At 64.9% G+C, this 16,703-nt stretch carries 16 protein-coding genes; 6 read left to right on the top strand and 10 right to left on the bottom strand.

Translation table 11 applies throughout. From position 1 onward, the window contains the following. Positions 1–12 precede the first annotated feature (12 nt). From alr to radA, 5 genes are read right to left on the bottom strand one after another with little or no spacing between them, the layout of a single operon-like run. Positions 13–1,056: an alanine racemase gene (gene alr, locus L284_RS28200; protein WP_021232632.1), complete on the bottom strand. Its 1,044-nt coding sequence runs from the start codon at positions 1,054–1,056 to the stop codon at positions 13–15. Beyond that, positions 1,046–2,674, bottom strand: coding sequence for an MFS transporter (locus L284_RS28195; RefSeq protein ID WP_031341490.1), 1,629 nt, complete (start codon positions 2,672–2,674; stop codon positions 1,046–1,048). Before L284_RS28195 ends, alr begins: the two co-directional genes overlap by 11 nt. 45 nt (positions 2,675–2,719) lie before the next feature. Further along, the gene (locus L284_RS28190) at positions 2,720–3,151 is read right to left on the bottom strand and encodes an iron-sulfur cluster assembly scaffold protein (RefSeq protein WP_031341489.1); all 432 of its coding nucleotides are present in this window, start codon (positions 3,149–3,151) and stop codon (positions 2,720–2,722) included. Next, positions 3,151–3,675, bottom strand: coding sequence for a CvpA family protein (locus L284_RS28185; protein WP_021232629.1), 525 nt, complete (start codon positions 3,673–3,675; stop codon positions 3,151–3,153). Before L284_RS28185 ends, L284_RS28190 begins: the two co-directional genes overlap by 1 nt. A gap of 11 nt (positions 3,676–3,686) precedes the next feature. Beyond that, positions 3,687–5,063, bottom strand: a complete 1,377-nt coding sequence (gene radA, locus L284_RS28180) for a DNA repair protein RadA (RefSeq protein ID WP_031341488.1) — start codon at positions 5,061–5,063, stop codon at positions 3,687–3,689. Positions 5,064–5,134: 71 nt separating this feature from the next. Here radA and L284_RS28175 point away from each other — a divergent pair, with 71 nt between their 5' ends. Beyond that, entirely contained in the window at positions 5,135–7,435 is a 2,301-nt protein-coding gene (locus L284_RS28175) for a patatin-like protein (RefSeq protein WP_021232627.1), read from the top strand. A gap of 52 nt (positions 7,436–7,487) precedes the next feature. On the opposite strand, the gene dnaJ is transcribed toward L284_RS28175, so the two are convergent. After that, entirely contained in the window at positions 7,488–8,618 is a 1,131-nt protein-coding gene (gene dnaJ, locus L284_RS28170) for a molecular chaperone DnaJ (protein WP_021232626.1), read from the bottom strand. Positions 8,619–8,699: 81 nt separating this feature from the next. Beyond that, complete coding sequence (gene dnaK / locus L284_RS28165) at positions 8,700–10,613, bottom strand: molecular chaperone DnaK (protein ID WP_021232625.1); 1,914 nt, start codon at positions 10,611–10,613, stop codon at positions 8,700–8,702. 218 nt (positions 10,614–10,831) lie between these two features. Here dnaK and L284_RS28160 point away from each other — a divergent pair, with 218 nt between their 5' ends. Further along, positions 10,832–11,392, top strand: a complete 561-nt coding sequence (locus L284_RS28160; protein ID WP_235054292.1) for a copper chaperone PCu(A)C — start codon at positions 10,832–10,834, stop codon at positions 11,390–11,392. Positions 11,393–11,436: 44 nt separating this feature from the next. Further along, positions 11,437–11,913 (top strand): hypothetical protein, encoded by a 477-nt coding sequence (locus tag L284_RS0123695; RefSeq protein ID WP_031341486.1) that lies wholly within the window; start codon positions 11,437–11,439, stop codon positions 11,911–11,913. A gap of 57 nt (positions 11,914–11,970) precedes the next feature. Here the strand turns inward: L284_RS0123695 and L284_RS28155 are convergent, their stop codons facing one another. The 3 genes from L284_RS28155 to hrcA all read right to left on the bottom strand — a co-directional run bounded on the left by L284_RS28155 (position 11,971) and on the right by hrcA (position 14,035). Continuing rightward, complete coding sequence (locus tag L284_RS28155; protein ID WP_021232622.1) at positions 11,971–12,219, bottom strand: YgdI/YgdR family lipoprotein; 249 nt, start codon at positions 12,217–12,219, stop codon at positions 11,971–11,973. A 165-nt stretch (positions 12,220–12,384) separates the two neighbouring features. After that, entirely contained in the window at positions 12,385–12,975 is a 591-nt protein-coding gene (locus L284_RS28150) for a nucleotide exchange factor GrpE (protein ID WP_021232621.1), read from the bottom strand. 16 nt (positions 12,976–12,991) lie between these two features. Continuing rightward, a complete protein-coding gene (gene hrcA, locus L284_RS28145; protein WP_021232620.1) occupies positions 12,992–14,035 on the bottom strand; it encodes a heat-inducible transcriptional repressor HrcA in 1,044 nt (347 codons plus the stop codon). A 161-nt stretch (positions 14,036–14,196) separates the two neighbouring features. Here hrcA and rph point away from each other — a divergent pair, with 161 nt between their 5' ends. Genes rph through hemW form a run of 3 tightly spaced genes read left to right on the top strand, consistent with a single transcriptional unit; the run spans position 14,197 to position 16,703 of the window. Continuing rightward, positions 14,197–14,913 carry a ribonuclease PH gene (gene rph / locus L284_RS28140; protein WP_031341484.1) on the top strand — a complete coding sequence of 239 codons (717 nt, stop codon included), beginning with the start codon at positions 14,197–14,199 and terminating at the stop codon, positions 14,911–14,913. Continuing rightward, positions 14,910–15,542 (top strand): RdgB/HAM1 family non-canonical purine NTP pyrophosphatase, encoded by a 633-nt coding sequence (gene rdgB / locus L284_RS28135; protein ID WP_021232618.1) that lies wholly within the window; start codon positions 14,910–14,912, stop codon positions 15,540–15,542. Before rph ends, rdgB begins: the two co-directional genes overlap by 4 nt. A gap of 9 nt (positions 15,543–15,551) precedes the next feature. Then, a complete protein-coding gene (gene hemW / locus L284_RS28130; protein ID WP_021232617.1) occupies positions 15,552–16,703 on the top strand; it encodes a radical SAM family heme chaperone HemW in 1,152 nt (383 codons plus the stop codon).

Below are 16,703 nucleotides of genomic sequence, written 5' to 3'. Positions count from 1 at the left end.
GGGGAATTAACCCTAGCGGCCGAACCGTCGGCCTAGCAGGGTAAGCAATTCGTATTGCGAGAGGCCGGATGCCGCAGCCGCTGCCGGAAGCGCGTAGTCCGCGGCGATCCAGTCGCCCTCGCCCACATCCGGCGCATGGGTGAGATCCACCACCGTGAGATCCATGCTGACGCGGCCGAGCACTGGCAGGTCATGTCCCCTGGCCTGGAACCGTCCCTTGTCCGACCAGCAACGCAGATAGCCGTCGGCATAGCCCAGCGCGATCGCGCCCACCCGCATGGGCGCAGTTGCAGTGAAAGTGGCGTTGTACCCAATGGTCTCACCCGCTGGCACTTCGCGAACCTGGAGGATCGCTGCCTCGGGCCGGACGACCTGCTGCAAGTCCGCCTCCATGCCTGAACGCGGAACCCCGCCGTAGAGCGCAATGCCGGGTCGGGTGAGGTCGCCGTGATAGTCGCGGCCAAGCGCGATGCCGGCGCTGTTGGCGAGGCTGGCCCGGGCATGGCGTATCTGCTTGCGGGCTTCCTGCCAGCGCCCGCACTGCACGGCATTGAGGTCGGTTTCTTCCTCAGCCGAGGCGAGATGGGAGATCAGCACATCGATATCGAGAGCCGCGATCGCCTCATCCCCGAGTTCCTCGAGGCGGATGCCGAGGCGGTTCATGCCGGTGTCGACCATGAGATGGCAGCGGCCGCCGCCTGCCTCGGTCCAGCGGCGCGCCTGTGCCAGTGAATTGATCACCGGGGTCACGCCCGTTTCGCGCGCGAAGGCGGCATCCTGCGCTGTCAACGGGCCATGCAGCACGGAAAGCGCAGCTGGGCTCACGCAGTCGAGCAGGTCCTGCGCCTCGCCCCAATGAGCGACGAAGAAGTCATGGCATCCGGCGGCGTGCAGCACCGGAACCACCTGCCTGGCACCCAAGCCATAGCCGTTCGCCTTTACCGCCGCTCCGGCGCGGGCACTTCCCGAGAGGCGATCGAGCGCCAGCCAGTTGGAGCGAAGAGCATCGCGATCGAAAGCGAGACGCAGGGCGGAAGCGGGAAACTCAGGAAACATCTTCACCATAATCGCGCGGGAGGCCGCCCCGCAGCCCCCATAGCGAGACGACGAGGGCAACCGCGACAACGCCCCAGGTGTACCAAAGGCCCTGGTAGGGATTGCCGCTGCTCGCGACCATGTAGCTGGAAATCAGCGGAAGGAAACCGCCAAAGTAGCCGGTGCCGATGTGATAGGGGATCGACATCGAGCTATAGCGGATGCGCGGGGGGAACATCTCGGAAAGAAGCGCCGCCACTGGGCCGTATGTCGCGCCGGACAGCGCCATCAGAAGCAGCAGCGTCACTCCGATGGCGAAAGCGTCTCGGATAGCAGGCCGTACTTTGGTGAAATTGTAGCCGGCTTCGCCAAGCCATTGCTGCAGCTGCATGCTCCGGGCCTTGCGATCGTCCCATGGATGTGTTTCGAGCGGCAAGGCACGTCCACCCACCTGAAGAACCAGTACGGGCGCTTTCGAAAGACGATAGGAAACGCCCGCCCCCGCAAGATCGCTCAGGAGCTTGCCGCAGCGGGTCGCCTGCTCAGAATCGAGGGGGTTGTAGTCGCAGTCCGGCCCTACCACGAAGATAGGCGCCCGCTCGGCAGCGCGCGAAAGGTGCGGGTTCGCATGGTCTCCGATAATCCAGAAGGCCGGGAACAGCAGGGCGAGCGTAAGGGCATAGCCCCAGACGATCGGCTTCTTGCGTCCGATCCGGTCGGAAAGGCTGCCGAAGATCACGAAGAACACCATGCCGAGCGCCGCAGCGCTTCCGACGATGATCTCCGCCGCGGTGTCCTCCATGCGCATCGCGCCCTTGAGGAAGCTCAGCGCAGAGAACATCGCCGTATACCAGATCACCGTCAGCCCTGCGGCAATGCCGAACAGCGCGATGAAGATGCGCTTGCGGTTCCCGGGGTAAGTGAAACTTTCGACGAAGGGATTACCCGCGATCTCACCCTCTTCGCGCATGGCCCTGAACACCGGGCTTTCGGAAAGCTTGAGGCGCATCCACAGGGAGACCGCCAGCAGCACGATGCTGAGAATGAACGGAACGCGCCAGCCCCATGCCTCCCACACGGCGGCGCTCATCGCCGCCTTGCAGCCCAGGACGACAACCAGGCTAAGTACGAACCCGCCGACGACACTGGCCTGGATGAAGCCGGTATGGAAACCGCGCCGACCAGGCGGCGAGTGTTCGGAAACGTAGATAGCCGCTCCGCCGTATTCACCGCCAAGAGCCAACCCCTGAAGCACCCGAAGCAGCAGCACCAGCGCCGGCGCGGCGTATCCGATGGCCTCGGCCGAAGGCGTCAGCCCCACGCCCGCGGTCGCCATGCCCATCAGCGTCACCGTGACGAGGAAGGTGTACTTGCGGCCGAGCCGGTCACCCAGGTAGCCGAAGAGCACCGCGCCCAGCGGGCGAAAGCCGAAGCCCACTGCGAAGCCCGCCCAGACCAGCAGCGTCTCCAGCGTGGCATTACCAGAGGGGAAGAAGGTCTTGCCGATGATTCCCGCAAGCGTTCCGTAGATGAAGAAATCGTACCACTCGAACACCGTGCCCATCGAGGACGCGGCGATCACCAGTCTGATGTCCGACGCGCTCGGCTCTGCCGAATGTTCCGCAGCAATTCCTGCCATGCCAGTCCCCCCTACGGCCCCGGCTTCGAGGTCCTCCGGAGAGATCTAGCGCGGGGTTCTTGCCATGGAAAGCGCCTGCGCAGCCGCACGCCACGGAAGCAGGACGGCGCCATGGCGAGCGGGGTAATCGCGTGCTCTGGCGATCGTGTCGAAGGCCGGCCAATCGGGAGTTTCGCCTTCTCCGGCAAGCCAGCGGGCGACAGCTTCGCCCGCATCGTGCAACGCCTGCGAGCTGCGTCCGATGGCGGCGTCGGCAAAAATCGCGGCCGCAGCCTGTCCGATCGCGCAAGCCTGGCTGCGAACACCGATGCGTTCCACAATCCCGTTCTCGTCCAACGCCAGTCCAAGCGCAATCGTCGAACCGCAGCTTTGCGAGCGTGCTTCGCCTTTGAGTGGAAGACTTTCGTCCCAGGGATAGGCCGCAAGCCGGATCGTCAGGCCAAGCACGTCCGGCGTGTAGAGAACCTCTGCGGACATCAGCTCGCTTCCGCCGCTTCGGCTGCCCGTGCTTCGCGCCGCCGTTCGGAGATCATCTTCACGAGCGCCTCGCTACTGGCATTGACGAAGGGATAAGTCCGCGCCTCCTTCATCCACTCCGGACGGCCGCCCGGCCCCCAGACGGTGTCGTAGCCGAGCACCAGGACCGAGAAGCCCAGGATCACGATGATGACCCCCTTCACGCCGCCGAAGCCGAATCCCAGCACCCGGTCGATCGGTCCGAGAACCGAAGCACGGCTTTGTTTTCCTGCCCACTTGGCGACGAGCTTCACGACGATGAACGGCACCAGCAGCAGGATCGCGAAAGCGATCACCGGCGTCGCCGTACCCGAGCCGCTATAGGGCTCCAGCCAGGCGGACAGCGGCGTGTGCAGTGTACGGATTGCGAACACCGCCAAGATCCACGCGCCCAGCGCGAGGATCTCCTGCACGAAACCTCTCAGAAATCCGATGGCGGCGCCTACGCCGACGAACACCAGGACAGCAATATCGAAACCGGTCATAAGGCCTCGAACTAGGCATCCGTCAGGATACGGTCAACGAGATTGGGCAACATGGTCAGACCGGTGAACTGGATGCCCTTTGCCGGGCCCTCACCATTGGCTCCGCCCGCCGGTCCGATCGCACGCCCGAAACCGAGCTTCGCCGATTCCCGCTGACGGATCGATGAATGCGAAACCGGGCGAATTTCACCCGCCAGCGAGACTTCGCCGAACCAGACCGCGTTCTTGGGGAGCGGCTTGTCGCCCAGCGCCGAAATCAAGGCCGCCGCCACGGCCAGATCGGCGGCGGGGTCGGCCAGACGATAGCCTCCAGCCACGTTCAGATAGACTTCGGCGCTGGAGAAATTGAGGCCGCAGCGCGCCTCCAGCACTGCCAGCAGCATGGCCATGCGGCCGGAATCCCACCCGACCACGGCGCGGCGCGGCGTCGCTCCACTCTGGAGGCGGACGATCAGCGCCTGGATCTCCACCAGCACCGGACGCGTGCCCTCCATGGCCGCGAAGACGGCGCTTCCCGCCATTTCCTCGTCACGGCCCGACAAAAACAGCATCGAGGGATTGCCGACTTCCGCCAGTCCCGCACCCTCCATTGCAAAGACGCCGATCTCGTCGACGGGTCCGAAACGGTTCTTCAGGCTGCGCAGGATGCGATATTGATGGCTGCGCTCGCCTTCGAAGGCCATGACGACGTCCACCATGTGCTCCAACACGCGCGGCCCGGCGATCGTGCCGTCCTTGGTGACGTGGCCGACCAGGACCAGGGTGACGTCGTTCTCCTTGGCGTAGCGGATCAATTCGAAGGCGCAGCCGCGCACCTGGCTGACGGTGCCCGGCGCCCCCTCGATCGTGTCGGAATGCATGGTCTGGATCGAATCGATCACCAGCAGCGTCGGCGCTTCCATCATGCCCAGCGTCGTCAGAATATCCCGCACGGATGTGGCCGAAGCGAGCTGGATCGGCGCCTTGGAAAGTCCGAGACGTTCCGCGCGCAAACGCACCTGCCCCGCCGCTTCTTCACCGCTGACATAGACGACGCTGCCGCCAGCCATGGCGATATGGGCCGAAGCCTGAAGCAGCAGGGTCGATTTGCCGATGCCGGGATCGCCGCCCATCAGGATCGCCGAACCGGGCACGAGTCCGCCGCCCAGCGCGCGGTCGAATTCCGCAAAGCCGCTGGCGCGGCGCTTGGGGAGAGGCCCCGGCGCGTCGAGAGGCGTGAAAAGGATCGGCCGCCCGCCCGAAGACAGATCGTGCTTGGAGGAAAACACCGTCTGCGGCGCCTCTTCCGCCAAAGTGTTCCACTCCCCGCAATCGGGGCATTGACCTTGCCAGCGGGTGGAGACGCCTCCGCAGGCCTGACAGACATATCGACGCTTGGGCTTTGCCATGCGGCCTCGAATATCTGGAACGGAATGAGAACGCAATTGCCTTTCCTCAAGGATCCCGCCAACATGGAGCCATGCGGCAAAAAGAACTGCGGATTGCGCTGGTCTGCTACGGCGGCATCAGCCTGGCCGTCTACATGCATGGGGTCACCAAGGAGCTTTGGAAAGCGCTTCAGGCCAGCCAGGCATTCTGGTGCGGAGAAGATGCGCCGCAAGGCGCCGCCGGCGTTTACCGCAAGCTGCTGGAAAGGCTCGAATCAGGTAGCAACCTGAGGCTGCGCATCCTCACCGATATCGTCGCGGGCGCCAGCGCCGGCGGGATCAATAGCGTGTTCCTCTCGCAGGCGATCCATTCCGGTCATTCGCTGGAACCGCTGACCGAACTCTGGCTGGAAAACGCCGATGTGGATGTGCTCCTCGATCCCGAAGCGCGGGCGCGCAGCCAGGTCACGAAATTCTGGGCGAGGCCCATCGTCTCCTACCTGCTGCATCGCCCCGGCAACGCCGTGACCACCAGCGTCGCACCGGAGACGCGAGAGGAAGTGCGGCAGAAGCTGTCCCGCCTGATCCGTTCGCGCTGGTTCGAGCCGCCCTTCAGCGGCATGGGCCTTTCGCGGCTGCTGGCCGGTGCCTTCACCGCCATGGCCGAGAGCAAGGCCGGGCCGCCGCTACTCCCCCAAGGCCATCCCATCAACCTGTTCGTCACCGCCACCGACTTCAAGGGCCATCTCGAAACCCTGCGCCTGCACTCGCCGGAACTGGTGCTGGAAAGCGAGCATCGTCTCAGCATCGGCTTCGAGGGGCGTGCCGGCTCCCCTGCCCTCGCGGCGATGCCCGAACTGCTGTTCGCAGCGCGATCGACCGCGAGCTTTCCCGGCGCCTTTCCCCCGCTCCAGATCGAAGAGATCGATGCGCTGATCGGCGAACTTGGCTTGGCCTGGCCAGGGCGGGAAGCGTTCTTCCGCCGCGTCATGCCGGAACATAGCCAGCGCGGCGATCTCGACAATGTTGCACTGATCGACGGCTCCGTCCTCAACAACGCGCCTTTCGCCGATGCCATGAGCGTGCTGCGGGACCGCCCAGCAACCCGCGAAGTGGACCGCCGGTTCGTCTACATCGACCCCACGCCCGATCGCATCGGCGCATCGGTGCGGCAGGAGCGCAGAGCTCCCGGCTTCTTCTCGACGATCTTCGGTTCACTATCCTCGATCCCGCGCGAGCAGCCGATCCGCGACAATCTCGAAGCACTGGAGCGCGATTCGCAGGAGATGGCGACCTTGCGCGCCATCGTACAGGCCGTCCGCCCCGAGATCGAGGACACCGTCGACCGCCTCTTCGGCAACACCTTCTTCCTTGACCGGCCAACGCCCAAGCGGCTTGCGGCTTGGCGCAACAAGGCGCAGCAGGCGGCCCTGGAACAGGCCGGTTTCGCCTATCACGGCTATGTGCAGGTTAAGTTCTCCGGGATCGTCGCCAAGCTGGCTCGGCTTATCCTGGATGCTTCACCGCAGCTCGGGCTCTCTTCCAGCGAGCCGGTCGCGCTGCGGTTGCACGATCATTTCGCCAGCATCGGACTCGACCGCATCCACGGTCTGAAAGGCGACGGATCACCGGGCATGATCGACTTTTTTCGCCGTCATGACCTTGCGTTCCGCATCCGGCGCCTCAGGTTGCTGGCACGGCGCGTCACGCAGGAATGGCAGCAGGAAGCGAGCGTGACGGAAACAGAGCGGGACAAGGCCCGCGAAACGATCTACGCAGCGCTGGCGCTCTATCTCGACTGCGAGCCGGTGTCGGCCATGGGCGAGGAATTCGCGGATTTGGCGGCGAGCATCTTCACCGATCCCGCTGCAGCGATCGACCACATCGAGAAAGTTCGCAGCCTTGCCGAGATCGACGGGCAAGTGGACGTCATGCTGACCGAAGCGCTCGCGGAAATGCCGCAGGTCCTGCGGCGGCGGGTGCTGCTCGCCTATCTCGGCTTCCCGTTCTACGATACCGTCACTCTGCCGCTGCTGCGCGGCGAAGGGCTGACCGAGTTCGACCCGATCCGCGTCGATCGCATCTCGCCGGAAGACTGCCACATGATCCGCAAGGGGCCGGTGCTGCGCGGAACGGAGTTCTTCAACTTCGGCGCTTTCTTCAGCCGCGCCTATCGCGAGAACGACTATCTGTGGGGGCGGCTCCACGGCGCGGAGCGGATGATCGACCTGATCGCCTCGACAGCAGAAGGGGAGCACGCGCTGTTGGAAGGCGAACTCTGGACCTTCAAACGCGAGGCGTTCCTGGCCGTGCTGGACGAGGAGCAGGAGCGACTGACTGCCGATCCGTCACTCGTCCGCAATGTGCGTGATGAAGTGCTGCGAGGCGGCTGAGAAGGAGACTACGTCGTCCCGGACTTTATCCGGGACGACGTAGTAACTCATCTTATTCCGTCAGATCGCTCCAGGCTTCCTTGATCCGGTCGAAGAAGCCCTTCGACTGCGGGCATTCGTCGCCGGTTTCAGTGGCCTGAAGCTCGCGGATAAGCTCCTTCTGGCGCGCCGAAAGCTTGGTTGGCGTTTCCACGCTGATCTCGATGACGAGATCACCGCGGCCCCGGCCCTGAAGCACCGGCATGCCTGCGCCGCGCTTGCGCAGCTGCTTGCCGGACTGGATCCCGGCCGGAATGTCGATCGAGAGATTCTCGCCGTCCATGCCCGGAATTTCGATGGAGCCGCCGAGCGCTGCGGTGGTGAAAGTGATCGGAACGCGCGTGATCAGCGTCGTGCCGTCCCGTTCGAACACCTTGTGCCGCTTGACGTGCAGGAAGATGTAGAGGTCTCCCGGAGGCGCACCGAACGGTCCGGCCTCGCCCTTGCCGGAAAGGCGGATACGGGTGCCCGAATCCACGCCCGGCGGGATTTCCACCTGCAAGGCCTGCGGCTTGTCGACCCGGCCCTCGCCGCCGCACGAACGGCACGGCTTTTCGATCACTTCGCCGCGACCATGGCAGGTCGGGCAGGTGCGCTCGACCACGAAGAAGCCCTGCTGCGCGCGAACCTTGCCGTGGCCGCCGCACATGTTGCAGCCGCGCTTGCCCGTCCCCGGTTCAGCGCCGGAACCGTTGCACGGCTCGCAGCTTTGCGAGACTTCGATGGTGATTTCGGTCTGCTTGCCGTGGAAGGCCTCGTCCAGGCTCACTTCCATATCGTAGCGCAAGTCGGCGCCGCGACGGGCCTGCTGGCGACCGCCGCCACCGAAAGCACTGCCAAATATGGATTCGAAGATGTCTCCGATGTCGCCGAATTCGGCGCCGCCCGGATGGCCACCACCACCCATGCCCTGCTGGAACGCGGCATGGCCGTAGCGATCGTAAGCCGCCCGCTTTTGGGGATCCTTGAGGCAGTCGTAAGCCTCGCTGATCTGCTTGAAGCGCGCTTCGGAATCTCCACAGCCGGGATTCTTGTCCGGATGGTAGCGCATCGCGAGGCGACGGTAGGACGACTTGATCGTCTTGTCGTCGGCGCCGCGCTCTACTTCAAGCAGTTCGTAATAGTCGATTTCGGTAGCTGACACGTCTCGTTATTCCCCGCGTGCGACCTGGCCGCCATCCTCACATGGAGCAAAGATGGCGGCCACGCTTGTCATGAGGACCGATCAGCCCTTGTTGTTTTCGTCGACTTCCGAGAACTCGGCATCGACGACATCATCGTCACCGCCGGCCGGAGCGGCTTCCGGCGAAGCGCCCGCAGCCTGTTCCTTCTCGTAGATGGACTGGCCCATCTTCATCGCGACTTCGGTCAGCGCCTGCGACTTGGCGGTGATCTCGGCGGGTTCGCCGCCTTCGATTGCCGTCTTCGTCGCGGCGATGGCCGCTTCGACTTCGGCCTTCAGGCCGGCGTCGATCTTGTCGCCATGTTCGGCGATCTGCTGCTCGGTCGCGTGGACGAGGCTGTCGGCGTTGTTCTTGGCCTCTGCGGCCTCACGACGCTTCTTGTCCTCTTCGGCGAACTTCTCCGCGTCCTTGACCATCTGGTCGATGTCGTTGTCCGACAGACCGCCAGACGCCTGGATGCGGATCTGCTGTTCCTTGCCGGTGCCCTTGTCCTTGGCGGAAACGTTGACGATGCCGTTGGCGTCGATGTCGAAGGTGACTTCGATCTGCGGCACGCCGCGACGCGCGGCCGGGATGCCCACGAGGTCGAACTGGCCGAGCATCTTGTTGTCCTGCGCCATCTCGCGCTCGCCCTGGAACACGCGGATGGTCACCGCCTGCTGGTTGTCCTCGGCAGTCGAGTAGACCTGGCTCTTCTTGGTCGGGATCGTCGTGTTGCGGTCGATCATCTTGGTCATGATGCCGCCCAGCGTCTCGATACCCAGCGACAGCGGGGTGACGTCCAGCAGCAGCACGTCCTTGACGTCGCCCTGAAGCACGCCAGCCTGGATCGCGGCGCCCATGGCCACGACTTCGTCAGGGTTCACGCCGGTATGCGGTTCCTTGCCGAAGAAGTCCTTCACGACTTCGCGCACCTTGGGCATGCGGGTCATGCCGCCCACGAGAACGACGTCGTCGATGTCCTTTGCCGAAACGCCGGCATCGGCCAGCGCCTTGCGGCAGGGCTCGAGCGTGCGCTGGATCAGGTCCGCGACCATCTTTTCAAGGTCGGCGCGGGTGACGGTCTCGACGAGGTGCAGCGGGGTGGTGGCGCCGCCTTCCATGCGCGCGGTGATGAAGGGCAGGTTGACCTCGGTCGTCGCGGTGGACGAGAGTTCGATCTTCGCCTTCTCGGCCGCTTCCTTCAGGCGCTGCAGAGCGAGCTTGTCGCTGCGCAGGTCCATGCCTTCCTTGGCCTTGAACTTGTCGGCCAACCATTCGACCAGCTTGGTGTCGAAGTCTTCACCGCCCAGGAACGTGTCGCCGTTGGTGGACTTCACTTCGAACACGCCGTCGCCGATCTCGAGGATCGAAACGTCGAACGTGCCGCCGCCAAGGTCGTAGACCGCGATGGTCTTGCCGTCCTGCTTGTCGAGGCCATAGGCCAGCGCGGCCGCGGTCGGCTCGTTGATGATGCGCAATACTTCAAGACCGGCGATCTGGCCGGCATCCTTGGTCGCCTGGCGCTGAGCGTCGTTGAAGTAGGCGGGCACGGTGATGACGGCCTGCGTCACAGTCTCGCCGAGGTACGATTCGGCGGTTTCCTTCATCTTCTGCAGCGTGAAGGCAGAGATCTGCGACGGGCTGTAGTCTTCGCCGCCGGCCTGGACCCAGGCATCGCCGTTCTTGCCCTTGACGATGTGGTACGGAACCAGCTCGGTGTCCTTCTTGGTCACCGGGTCGTCGAAGCGGCGGCCGATCAGGCGCTTCACCGCGAAAATCGTGTTATCGCCGTTGGTCACGGCCTGGCGCTTCGCAGGCTGCCCGATCAGACGCTCACCATCCTTGGTGAAGGCGACGATCGAGGGCGTGGTGCGCGCGCCTTCGGAATTTTCGATAACCTTGGGCTTGCCGCCGTCCATGACGGCGACGCAGCTGTTGGTGGTGCCAAGGTCGATACCAATTACTTTTGCCATTATCCCCATTCCTCACGTCAGTGGATGACACCATGCGGATCGCCTCCCTCCACAAGGCAAGGCGGCTTGCACGGCTCGATGACGTTCAAAGTCGTCGGAGCGGCATATAGGTGCGGTTTCGCTTGGAACAAGTCATTCGCAATGGCATTACGCGGGGGAAATTTTCAGCGCCCCTGAACTCCTTGTGGTCAGGGTTCGTCCAGGAGGATCTGCCTGCCGTGAAGTTCGCCTTGAAGTCTGCGCGTCCGTTCGTTTCCGCCCGCACCATCTCCCTTGTCGGAGCCTCGACCCTGGTTCTGGCGGTCGGCGCCTGCCAGCAGGCAGACAAGGCCTCTGCGCCGCAGGAAAGCGCAGCGGCGGATAACGGCCCGAGCGCGAAGCCCGGCATCAGCGCCAGCGACGGCCACTTCGTGCTTCCCGTGGTCGCGGGGCGGCCCGGCGCGGTCTACTTCACGGTCCGCAACGATGGTGCCGCGCCCGTGAAGCTCGTGGGCGTTCACATCGAGGGTGCCGAAAGCGCGCAGATGCACAGGACCGACGGCGGCAGCATGGCCGCCGTGGAGTCGCTCGACATCGCTCCCGGCGCTCAAGTCGAATTTCGCCAGGGAGGCCTCCACGTCATGGCGTTCGGCATCGAAGACAGCGTGAAGGCCAGCGGCATGGCCGAGCTTACCCTCACGTTCTCTGACGGTGACAAGCTCTCGATGCCTCTGCGCGTGGAGACCATGGGCGGCGACGCCGGTGGCGATCATGGCGCGATGCCGGGCATGGGAAGCTGAGCGTCATCCCGAGCAGCGATGATTTGGAGAGCGGGGAACCCTGCCTGTCGAGGTCCGAAAGGCCACTGACGGGGGGCGAGATCGCGCTCGCTCGTTCCATTTTCGGAGACGCGCTGGACTGCACATTCGTTCGTGTCAGGCGGCGCAAGTGGTTTCCCTTGCAGCCTACGAACGTGGTCATGGCGCCTTGCGGGCATCTCCACTTCCATCACGCATCGCCGCTCTACCGGGATGACTTCTCGCAGGCCTCGGCAGGGCTCCAGGGGCTGTTCGTCCACGAGATGACCCATGTCTGGCAGACCCAGCGCAAGGGGCGCTGGTATCTCCCCCTGATGCGCCACCCCTTTTGCCGCTACGATTATGCGCTGCGGCCGGGCTGGACTCTCGATCGCTACGGGATCGAGCAACAGGCGGAGATCGTGCGCCACATCTTCCTGTTGGGCCGTGGGTGGCGTGTGCCCGGCGCGCCGCCGCTCGACAGCTATCGCGGCATCTTGCCGTTCACCGGGCTATCCGTCTGAAAAACGAAAGGGCGCGGAAAATCCGCGCCCTCTTTCATGTCCTTGGCGCAAGCGCGATCAGCAATCGCGATCCCAGTAGCGGTCGCCGCGCCGGTCATAGCGGTAGCAGCCGTTATGCTTCTTCTGGGTCGAGCCGACCGCAGCACCGGCAGCAGCGCCGACGGCGGCACCAGCCCCGACATCACCTGCCAACGCGCCCACGCCCGCGCCCAGCGCGCCGCCAGCCAGAGCGCCTTCGCCGCCGTAATTGCTCGCGCAGCCCGTGATGCCCAGAGCACCTGCGGCCAGGAGAGGAAGAATAAGCATTCGCATGGTTTGTCTCCGCTGATTTTCAGGTTTCTGCCTGATCAACGGGTGCAGGGCGAAGCGGTTCCATACCCCCTCTCAAGCCATCGACGCCACACCCCTGTCCGTCGCGCAAGACCTTGACGATCCTGGAAACTCGGCAGGAGTGCGGCCTCGAAGCGGCGGTCAGTCCGGCTTCTTGGCGACGGCAACCATGGCCGGGCGCAGCAGGCGATCCTTGATCATGTACCCGGCCTGAAGTTCCTGAACGATCGTCCCGGGCTCGGCATCGGCCGAGGGAACCTCGATCATGGCCTGGTGCTGGTTGGGATCGAGCGGCAGGCCCATTGCGGCCACACGGGTGATGCCGTGGTTGGTGAAGACCTTCTCGATCTCGCGGCCGGTCGCCTCGATACCGGCGACGATGCCCTTCAGCTTTTCGTCCTCCCGCAAGTCGGCGGGAATTGCCGAGAGCGCGCGGCTGAGGTTGTCCGACACGGAAAGAATATCGCGGGCGAAGCCGGTCGCGGCATAGGCACGCGTATCGGCGACGTCCTTTTCCAGGCGGCGACGCACGTTCTGTGTTTCCGCGCGCGCGTAGAGCACGTCCTGCTTGGCGACTTCCAGTTCCTCACGGAGCTTGGCGAGTTCGCCGCTGTCCTTGTCCCCATTGATGCTGCTGCTGTCGATCATGTCTTCGGGCACGCCCTTCAGTTCTTCTGCAACGGCGGGATCTACAGTCCCACCCTCTGGCGGCTGGGTCTTGTCGTCAGTCATTATCGTAAGGTTCCAACTATCCGATGAGCTTGCCCAGGCTCTGGGCAGTGAAATCCACCATGGGGACGACGCGCGCATAATTCAACCGCGTCGGCCCGATTACCCCCACCACGCCGACGACCCTGCCCTCGCGATCCCGGTAGGGCGAAGCGATGACCGAGGAGCCCGACAGCGCGAACAGGCGGTTCTCCGATCCGATGAAGATACGCGTGGAATCGGCCTCGCGCGCGATGTCGAGCAGGTCGGCCACGGATTGCTTGTTCTCCAGATCGTCCAGCAGAGACCGCACGCGTTCCAGGTCCGAAAGAGCCGTCTCATCCAGCAGATTCGCCTGCCCCCGCACGATCAGCACTGGGCGAGCCATGGCATCCTCGCTCCACACGGCGAGACCGCGCTCGACCAGATCGCGGCTTGCGGTGTCGAGTGCCGACTTGCCGTCGGCAATATCCGCCCGCATCGCCCGCGCCGCTTCGCCGAGCGTTCGCCCGGCCAGATGCGCGGTGATGTAGTTCGAGGCTTCCTCGAGGGCGCCGGGCGGCAAGGCAGCGGGAAACTCGACGATGCGGTTCTCCACCGCGCCGTCCTCGTCCACCACTACGGCCAGCGCTCTGCCCGGCCCCAATGGTACGAGTTGAAGGTGCATCAGCCGTGGCTCCCGGCGCGGCACCATCACGACGCCGGCGCCTGAAGTCAGGTTCGAAAGCAAAGCGCTGGTCGCCTCCAGCGCTGCCTCGATCGGGCCCGGCGAGGCAATCCGGCTCTCGATCGCGAGGCGCTCCTCCACGGTAGGCTCGGCAACCTGCATGATGCCGTCCACGAACAGGCGCAGGCCCGCTTCGGTCGGCAGCCGCCCCGCGCTCGTATGCGGCGCGGCAAGGAGGCCGATCGATTCGAGGTCCGCCAGCACCGACCGGATCGAGGCCGACGACAGCCTCACACCCCCGGGCCCGGCCAGAGCCTTGGAGCCGACCGGGGTCCCGGTCGCCAGATAACCCTCCACCACGAGGCGGAAGATCTCGCGTGCGCGCTCGGAAAGCTCGGTGATCGGCGGTGTCGGCATTTGTCTCCAATTTAGGGCCTGGCGCGGGCGTCTCAAGCCAAATGCGCGGGAGCCATTCGATCGCGCGCATTTTTCCGCGCCGGAGGTGTTTCCACCCGCCGCAAAAATGCTCTAGGGGCGCGCGGGACATCGACGATCAGAACTTGAGCAAAGGACCTCACATGCGACCTTCCGGCCGTACCCCCGACGAGATGCGTGCTATCGACATCCAGACCGGTTTCACCAAGCACGCCGAAGGTTCGGTGCTGATCTCCTTCGGTGACACCCGCGTCCTCGTCACGGCCTCGGTCGAGGAGAAGGTTCCGCCGTTCCTGCGCGGCAAGGGCGAAGGCTGGGTTACGGCCGAATACTCGATGCTGCCCCGCGCCACCCACACGCGCGGCAGCCGCGAAGCGGCCAAGGGCAAGCAGTCCGGCCGCACGCAGGAAATCCAGCGCCTGATCGGCCGCTCGCTTCGCGCGGTGGTCGACATGAAGAAGCTGGGCGAGCGCCAGATCGTGCTCGACTGCGACGTGCTCCAGGCCGATGGCGGCACCCGTACCGCGTCGATCTCGGGCGCCTGGGTGGCCCTGCGCCTCGCCGTCGACAAGCTGATGGCCGAAGGCAAGATCAAGGAAGATCCGATCACCGGCCGCGTTGCCGCGATCTCCTGCGGCATCTGCCAGGGCACGCCGGTGCTCGATCTCGACTATATCGAGGACAGCGCGGCCGATGCCGACGCCAACTTCGTGCTGATCGAAGGCGGCAAGATCGCGGAAGCGCAAGCCACAGCGGAAGGCGCGACCTACGACGAGGAAGGCCTGCTGCGCCTGCTGCGCCTTGCCCGCATCGGTTGCGACAGCATCTTCGCCGCCCAGGCCAAGGCCGTCGGCCGGTGAGCAATCGCCGCCTGAATGGAGAGCGCCTCGTCATTGCCACGCACAATGCGGGCAAGCTGCGCGAGATCGGCGCCCTGCTCGCGCCGTTCGGCATCGAATGCGTCTCCGCCGGCGAACTCGGCCTGCTGGAGCCTGAGGAGACCGGCACGACCTTCGTCGAGAACGCTCTCCTCAAGGCTCGTGCCGCCGCCCAGGCTGCACAGCTTCCCGCGCTGGCGGACGACAGCGGCATTTCGGTGACGGCGCTGGGCGGACGGCCTGGCGTCTACACCGCCGACTGGGCAGAGCGGCAGTGGTTCGAAGGTGAGTCCGGTCGCGACTGGTTCATGGCCATGGGCAAAGTCGAAGGCTTGCTTTGCGAGCAAGGGCCGGGCGTGGACCGCTCCTGCTGGTTCTCCTGCGTCCTGGCGATCGCCTGGCCGGATGGCGAGGAAGTGGTCTACGAAGGCCGCTCCAACGGCGCCTTCACCTGGCCGCCGCGTGGCAAGCTGGGCTTCGGCTACGATCCGTGCTTCGTGCCAGACGGACTAGACCAGACCTTTGCCGAAATCGCGCCCGAAAAGAAGCACGAGATCAGCCACCGGGCCGATGCTTTCGCCAAGCTGGTCGCGGAGCAGTTCCCGGGCTAATCTGACACGATGGCGCGCGCGCTCTATATCCATTGGCCGTTCTGCCTCGCAAAGTGCCCCTATTGCGACTTCAACAGCCATGTCCGCGAGCGCGTGGAGCATGACCGCTGGCAGGCCGGCCTGCTGGCGGACATGCGCCACGAGCACGAAGTCGCGGGCGGGGAAAAGCTCGATTCGATCTTCTTCGGCGGCGGCACGCCTTCGCTGATGCCCCCTGCCCTCGTCGCGCGCCTGCTGGACGAGGCGGAGAAGCTCTGGGGCTTTTCAGACGGGATCGAGATCACGCTGGAGGGCAATCCCTCGTCCATCGAGGCAGGCAATTACGAGGCGCTGGCATCGGCAGGCGTCAACCGCGCCTCGCTGGGCCTGCAAGCGCTCGACAACCAGACCCTGCGCTTTCTCGGCCGGCTGCACGACGCGCAAGAGGGGCTGAAGGCGCTTGAAGTCGCACAGGAACGCTTCTCCCGCGTCAGTTTCGACCTGATCTACGCGCGTCCGGGTCAGACGCTGGACCAGTGGCGGGCGGAACTCGCTCATGCCCTGTCTTACGGCACCGGACACCTCTCCCTCTACCAGCTCACTATCGAGCCGGGCACGAAGTTCGCGACCATGGTGCGCCAGCACGAATTCGAGCCGCTGGACGAAGACGCCTGTGCCGACATGTTCGCTCTTACGCGCGAGATGACGGCCGGCGCGGGCCTCCCGGCCTACGAGATCAGCAACCACGCCCGCCCCGGCGAGGAAAGCCGCCATAACCTCACCTACTGGCGCTACCAGGACTACTGCGGCATCGGGCCCGGCGCGCACGGACGGCGCAGCGGCGTTGCCACCACCCGCCACCGCAAGCCCGAAAACTGGCTCGAAGCCATCGACCTCCACGCGCAGGGCATCAACGAACACCGCGACCTCGGCCGCCGCGAACAGGCGAGCGAGGCCATGCTCATGGGCCTGCGCCTGCGCGAAGGCGTGGACCTCGATGTCATGGCCGCGCGCTTCGGCTTGGCCATCGCGGAGCTTTGCGATCCGGTAAAGGCGTCCTTCTACGAAAAGCAGGGCTTGGTCCGGCAGGAAGGATCGCGGCTGCAGGTCACCGAACAGGGCATGCCGCTGCTCGACGGCCTGCTGGGCGAGATCGTCCCCGTCGATCTGGTGGAGCCCTGA

This window comes from Novosphingobium lindaniclasticum LE124 (genome assembly GCF_000445125.1).
GTDB lineage: Bacteria > Pseudomonadota > Alphaproteobacteria > Sphingomonadales > Sphingomonadaceae > Novosphingobium > Novosphingobium lindaniclasticum.
Note: the sequence above shows the minus strand (reverse complement) of the source record. Positions and strands in the feature narration are given on the sequence as shown.

Coding starts and splice junctions, on each gene's coding strand:
- alr (WP_021232632.1), bottom strand. CDS start 1,056: ATGTTTCCTGAGTTTCCCGCTTCCGCCCTGCGTCTCGCTTTCGATCGC.
- L284_RS28195 (WP_031341490.1), bottom strand. CDS start 2,674: ATGGCAGGAATTGCTGCGGAACATTCGGCAGAGCCGAGCGCGTCGGAC.
- L284_RS28190 (WP_031341489.1), bottom strand. CDS start 3,151: ATGTCCGCAGAGGTTCTCTACACGCCGGACGTGCTTGGCCTGACGATC.
- L284_RS28185 (WP_021232629.1), bottom strand. CDS start 3,675: ATGACCGGTTTCGATATTGCTGTCCTGGTGTTCGTCGGCGTAGGCGCC.
- radA (WP_031341488.1), bottom strand. CDS start 5,063: ATGGCAAAGCCCAAGCGTCGATATGTCTGTCAGGCCTGCGGAGGCGTC.
- L284_RS28175 (WP_021232627.1), top strand. CDS start 5,135: ATGCGGCAAAAAGAACTGCGGATTGCGCTGGTCTGCTACGGCGGCATC.
- dnaK (WP_021232625.1), bottom strand. CDS start 10,613: ATGGCAAAAGTAATTGGTATCGACCTTGGCACCACCAACAGCTGCGTC.
- L284_RS28155 (WP_021232622.1), bottom strand. CDS start 12,219: ATGCTTATTCTTCCTCTCCTGGCCGCAGGTGCTCTGGGCATCACGGGC.
- L284_RS28150 (WP_021232621.1), bottom strand. CDS start 12,975: ATGACTGACGACAAGACCCAGCCGCCAGAGGGTGGGACTGTAGATCCC.
- hrcA (WP_021232620.1), bottom strand. CDS start 14,035: ATGCCGACACCGCCGATCACCGAGCTTTCCGAGCGCGCACGCGAGATC.
- rph (WP_031341484.1), top strand. CDS start 14,197: ATGCGACCTTCCGGCCGTACCCCCGACGAGATGCGTGCTATCGACATC.
- hemW (WP_021232617.1), top strand. CDS start 15,552: ATGGCGCGCGCGCTCTATATCCATTGGCCGTTCTGCCTCGCAAAGTGC.